This is a genomic window from Mycobacterium sp. TH-M15 (assembly GCF_057473705.1).
Genome location: NZ_JBYCLB010000108.1, coordinates 1 through 4314, shown reverse-complemented (window position 1 = coordinate 4314; position 4314 = coordinate 1). Strand labels below are relative to the sequence as shown.

5 protein-coding genes and 1 pseudogene are annotated in these 4314 nt (G+C 71.3%); 5 read left to right on the top strand and 1 reads right to left on the bottom strand.

Going from position 1 to position 4314, the window contains the following annotated elements; genetic code table 11:
- From AC2VNT_RS02745 to AC2VNT_RS02725, 5 genes and pseudogenes are all read left to right on the top strand, one after another.
- On the top strand, nt 1–533 hold a 533-nt coding region (locus AC2VNT_RS02745), incomplete at its 5' end, for a gamma-glutamyl-gamma-aminobutyrate hydrolase family protein (protein ID WP_486945397.1).
- A complete protein-coding gene (locus AC2VNT_RS02740; RefSeq protein WP_486945396.1) occupies nt 530–1897 on the top strand; it encodes an aldehyde dehydrogenase family protein in 1368 nt (455 codons plus the stop codon). The genes AC2VNT_RS02745 and AC2VNT_RS02740, both read left to right, overlap by 4 nt.
- Nucleotides 1894–2670 carry a 3-oxoacyl-ACP reductase gene (locus AC2VNT_RS02735; protein WP_486945395.1) on the top strand — a complete coding sequence of 259 codons (777 nt, stop codon included), beginning with the start codon at nt 1894–1896 and terminating at the stop codon, nt 2668–2670. The genes AC2VNT_RS02740 and AC2VNT_RS02735 overlap by 4 nt, the downstream gene beginning before the upstream one ends.
- Nucleotides 2669–2830: pseudogene (locus AC2VNT_RS02730) on the top strand (type II toxin-antitoxin system Phd/YefM family antitoxin); the annotation flags it as partial. The gene AC2VNT_RS02735 and the pseudogene AC2VNT_RS02730, both read left to right, overlap by 2 nt.
- Nucleotides 2831–3088 carry a Txe/YoeB family addiction module toxin gene (locus AC2VNT_RS02725; protein WP_486945394.1) on the top strand — a complete coding sequence of 86 codons (258 nt, stop codon included), beginning with the start codon at nt 2831–2833 and terminating at the stop codon, nt 3086–3088.
- Between the two features lie 66 nt (nt 3089–3154).
- Here AC2VNT_RS02725 and AC2VNT_RS02720 read toward each other — a convergent pair.
- The coding region (locus tag AC2VNT_RS02720; RefSeq protein WP_486945393.1) for a mycothione reductase at nt 3155–4314 on the bottom strand (1160 nt) is incomplete at its 5' end.

Below are 4314 nucleotides of genomic sequence, written 5' to 3'. Positions count from 1 at the left end.
TCACCGGCGGCACCGACGTCGACCCGGGCTGCTACGGCCAGCAGCGGCGTGCCGAGACCGACGAGCCGGCCACCGACCGGGACGCCTTCGAGTTCGCCCTGCTCACCGAGGCGCTGCGCCGGGGGCTGCCGGTGCTGGGCATCTGCCGCGGCGCCCAGGTGCTCAACGTCGCGCTCGGCGGCACGCTGCACCAGCATCTGCCCGAGGTGATCGGCCACGACGGCCACCGGGCCGGCGACGCGGTCTTCACCACCATGGGCGTGCACGCCGTGCCGGGCACCCGGCTGGCCGGGCTGCTCGGTGAATCCGCCGCGGTGCCGTGCTACCACCACCAGGCGATCGCCGAACTCGGCGACGGGCTGGTGGTCAGCGCCCGCGACGCCGACGGCGTCATCGAGGCGGTCGAGCTGCCGGGCGAGAACTTCGTGCTCGCCGTGCAGTGGCACCCGGAGGAGTCACTGGACGACCTGCGGCTCTTCACGGCGATCGTCGAGGCCGCGCGCGCCTATGCCACCGGCCGGGTCGCCGGATGAGCGACACCCAACTGGTCAACCCGGCCACCGGGGCGGCGCTGCGCTCGGTGCCGCGGCTCGATGCCGCCGCCGTCGACGACGCGGTGCGCCGGGCACAGTCGGCGCAGCGGCGCTGGGCACGACGAGCCCCGGCCGAGCGGGCCGAGGCGCTGCGCAGCTTCGCCGCCGTCGTCGACGCGCACGTCGGTGAGCTGGCCGAGCTGGAGGTGGCCAACTCCGGGCACCCGGTCGCCGCCGCCGAAGGCGAGGCCCGGCACGTCCGCGACGTGCTGCAGTTCTACGCGGCCACCCCGGATCGGCTCTCCGGGCGCCAGATTCCGGTGGCCGGCGGCCTGGACGTCACCTTCCACGAGCCGATCGGCGTGGTCGGCGTCGTCACCCCGTGGAACTTCCCGATGCCGATCGCCTCCTGGGGGTTCGCGCCGGCGCTGGCGGCCGGCAACGCGGTGCTGGTCAAACCGGCCGAGTGGACCCCGCTGACCACACTGCGGCTCGGAGAGCTGGCGGCAGCGGCCGGTCTCGACGCCGACCTGCTGCAGGTGCTGCCCGGCGCCGGCTCGGTGGTGGGAGAGCGGCTGGTCACCCACCCGGACGTTTCCAAGATCGTGTTCACCGGCTCGACGGCCACCGGCACCCGGGTGGCCGCTCTGGCGGCCGAGCAGGTCAAGCGGATCACCCTGGAGCTGGGTGGCAAGAGCGCCAACATCGTCTTCGCCGACTGCGACCTGGACCGCGCCGCGGCGACCGCGCCGTACGGGGTGTTCGACAACGGCGGGCAGGACTGCTGTGCGCGCAGCCGGATCCTGGTGCAGCGCAGCGTCTACGAGAAATTCATGGAGCTGCTGGAGCCGGCGGTCAAGGGCGTCGTCGTCGGCGATCCGCTCGCCCGGGACACCGAGATGGGTCCGTTGGTGTCCCGTGCGCACTGGGAGAAGGTGGCCGGGTACGTGCCCGACGACGCGCCGGTGGCGTTCCGCGGCAGCGCCCCGAACGGGCCGGGATTCTGGTTCCCGCCGACGGTGCTGACCCCGGTGCGCGGCGACCGCTGCGTCACCGAGGAGATCTTCGGCCCGGTGGTCGCGGTGCTGGCGTTCGACGACGAAGCCGACGCGATCGCGCTGGCCAACGACACCGTCTACGGCCTGTCCGGCTCGATCTGGACCAACGACCTGTCCCGGGCGGTGCGGGTCGCCCGGGCCGTGCAGGCCGGCAACCTGTCGGTGAACTCGCACTCGTCGGTGCGGTTCAACACCCCGTTCGGTGGCTTCAAGCGGTCCGGGCTCGGGCGCGAGCTCGGCCCGGACGCGCCGCTGGCGTTCACCGAGACCAAGAACGTGTTCTTCGCCGTCGAGGAGGCCCAGTGACAGATCTGACCCAGCGTCTCGCCGGACGGGTGGCGGTGATCACCGGCGGCGGCGGCGGCATCGGGCTGGCCACCGCCCGGCGGATGCGCGCCGAGGGCGCCACCATCGTGATCGGCGACGTCGACCCGGCGGCCGGGGTGGAGGTCGCCGACGAGCTCGACGGGTTGTTCGTGCCGGTGGACGTCTCGGCGCAGGCCGACGTCGACACGCTGTTCGACACCGCCGCCGACACCTACGGCTCGGTGGACATCGCGTTCAACAACGCCGGCATCTCCCCGCCGGAGGACGACCTGATCGAGCAGACCGAGTTGTCGGCCTGGCAGCGGGTGCAGGACGTCAACTTGAAATCGGTGTATCTGTGCTGTCGCGCGGCGCTGCGGCACATGGTGCCCGCCGGTCGCGGGTCGATCGTCAACACGGCGTCGTTCGTGGCGGTGGTGGGCTCGGCGACCTCGCAGATCTCCTACACCGCGTCCAAGGGCGGAGTGCTGGCGATGTCCCGGGAGCTCGGGGTGCAGTACGCCCGGCAGGGCATCCGGGTCAATGCGCTCTGCCCCGGCCCGGTGAACACCCCGCTGCTGCAGGAGCTGTTCGCCGCCGACCCGGAACGCGCGGCCCGCCGGCTGGTGCACGTGCCGCTGGGCCGGTTCGCCGAACCGGAGGAGATCGCCGCCGCGGTGGCGTTTCTGGTCAGCGACGACGCCTCGTTCATCACCGCGTCGACGTTCCTGGTCGACGGCGGGATCAGCTCGGCGTACGTGACACCGCTGTAGCGCTGACGACTACGACTCGTGGCAGGAGACCGTCTACCTGCTGCGCTCTCCGGAGAACGCCAGGCGACTGATGGAAGCCGTCGCCCGAGACCGGGCCGGACACGAAGAACTCACCACGTCGATGGACGAACTGCGGGAGCTGGCGGGCGGCGAGGAGTGAGTGCGGAGTATCCACTTCGATCCCGACGCCTGGGAGGACTTCCTGTTCTGGCTGGCCTCCGACCGTAAGACCGCCCGCCGGATCGCCCGCCTCATCGGCGCGATTCAACGCGACCCGTTCGCCGGGATCGGCAAGCCAGAACCGCTCAAGGGGGAGCTGTCGGGATACTGGTCCCGGCGGATCGACGACGAACGCCGGTTGGTGTACCGGGCGGACGACGCGCAGGTCAAGATTCTGAAGGCTCGGTACCACTACTGAAAACCGGTCGACCGTGAGACCGGCCCGGCGTGTAGCAGACTGTTCCGCCAACGCCTTACACCGGCCTCAGGCCAGCCCGAGCAGCGCGTTCTCCACGACCTCCGGCAGCGCCGGGTGAATCCAGTACTGCCCGCGGGCCATCGCCGGCGCGGTGAGCCCGAAGCTCATCGCCTGGATCAGCGGCTGGATGATCGACGACGCCTGGTAGCCCATGATGTGCGCGCCGAGCAGCCGCCCGGTGCCGCGTTCGGCGATCAGCTTGACCAGCCCGGTGGTGTCCTCCATCGCCCAGCCGTAGGCCACGTCGCGGTAGTCCTGGACCTTGACCGAGATATCCGATCCGGCTGCGATGGCGGCGTTTTCGGTCAGCCCGACGGTGGCGATCTGCGGATCGGTGAACACCGCGAACGGAACGTAGCGGTGGTCGGTGACCGCCATCGCGTCGGTGTCGTCCCAGTCGCAGAGCAGGTTGTGCTGCACCACCCGGGCCTCGTGGTTGGCGACGTGCTTGAGCTCGTAGCGTGACGACACGTCGCCCAGCGCGAAAACGCCTGGCGCCGAAGTCCGCTGGTATTCGTCGACCAGCACCCGGCCACCGTCGAGTTTCACCCCGGCCTGTTCGGCATCGAGCAGGTCGCCGTTGGGCACCCGGCCGGTCGCCACCAGCACCGCGTCGGCCGTCAGCTCGGAGCCGTCGTCGAGGTGCAGGGCAACACCCCGCCGGCTCTGCTCGGCGCCGACCACGCTGCGGTGGGTGCGCAGCTCCCATTTCGCGGCCGCGATCCGGGTGAACCGCTCGCTGATCGTCTCGTCGCAGTGCCGCAGCAGGGTGCCGCCGCGGACCAGCAGGGTGACCCGGACGCCGAACGCGGAGAAGATGTGCGCGAACTCGGCGCCGATGAAGCCGCCGCCGACGATCACCAGATGCTTCGGCAGTTCGGCGATCCGCATGACGTCGTCGCTGGTGTGGTAGCCGATGCCGCTGTCGGCGATCGCCGGCGGGATCACCGCGCGCGCCCCGGCGGCGATCACCACCTGGGCGGCGGTGAACTCCTCGCCGTCGGCGGTGCGCAGCAGGTAGCGGCCGTCGGGCGCGACCGCGCCAAATCGAGTGTGGCTGCGGTACACGTCGACATTGGTCAGGCTGCGCCGGTAGTCTTCGCCGCCGGCGGCGATCGGGTCGATCCGGCCGAAGACCCGGGCGACGATATCGCCCCAGCGCACCC

What these genes read in the sequence shown, in the direction of transcription:
- AC2VNT_RS02740 (WP_486945396.1), top strand. Translation starts at nt 530, where the DNA reads ATGAGCGACACCCAACTGGTCAACCCGGCCACCGGGGCGGCGCTGCGC.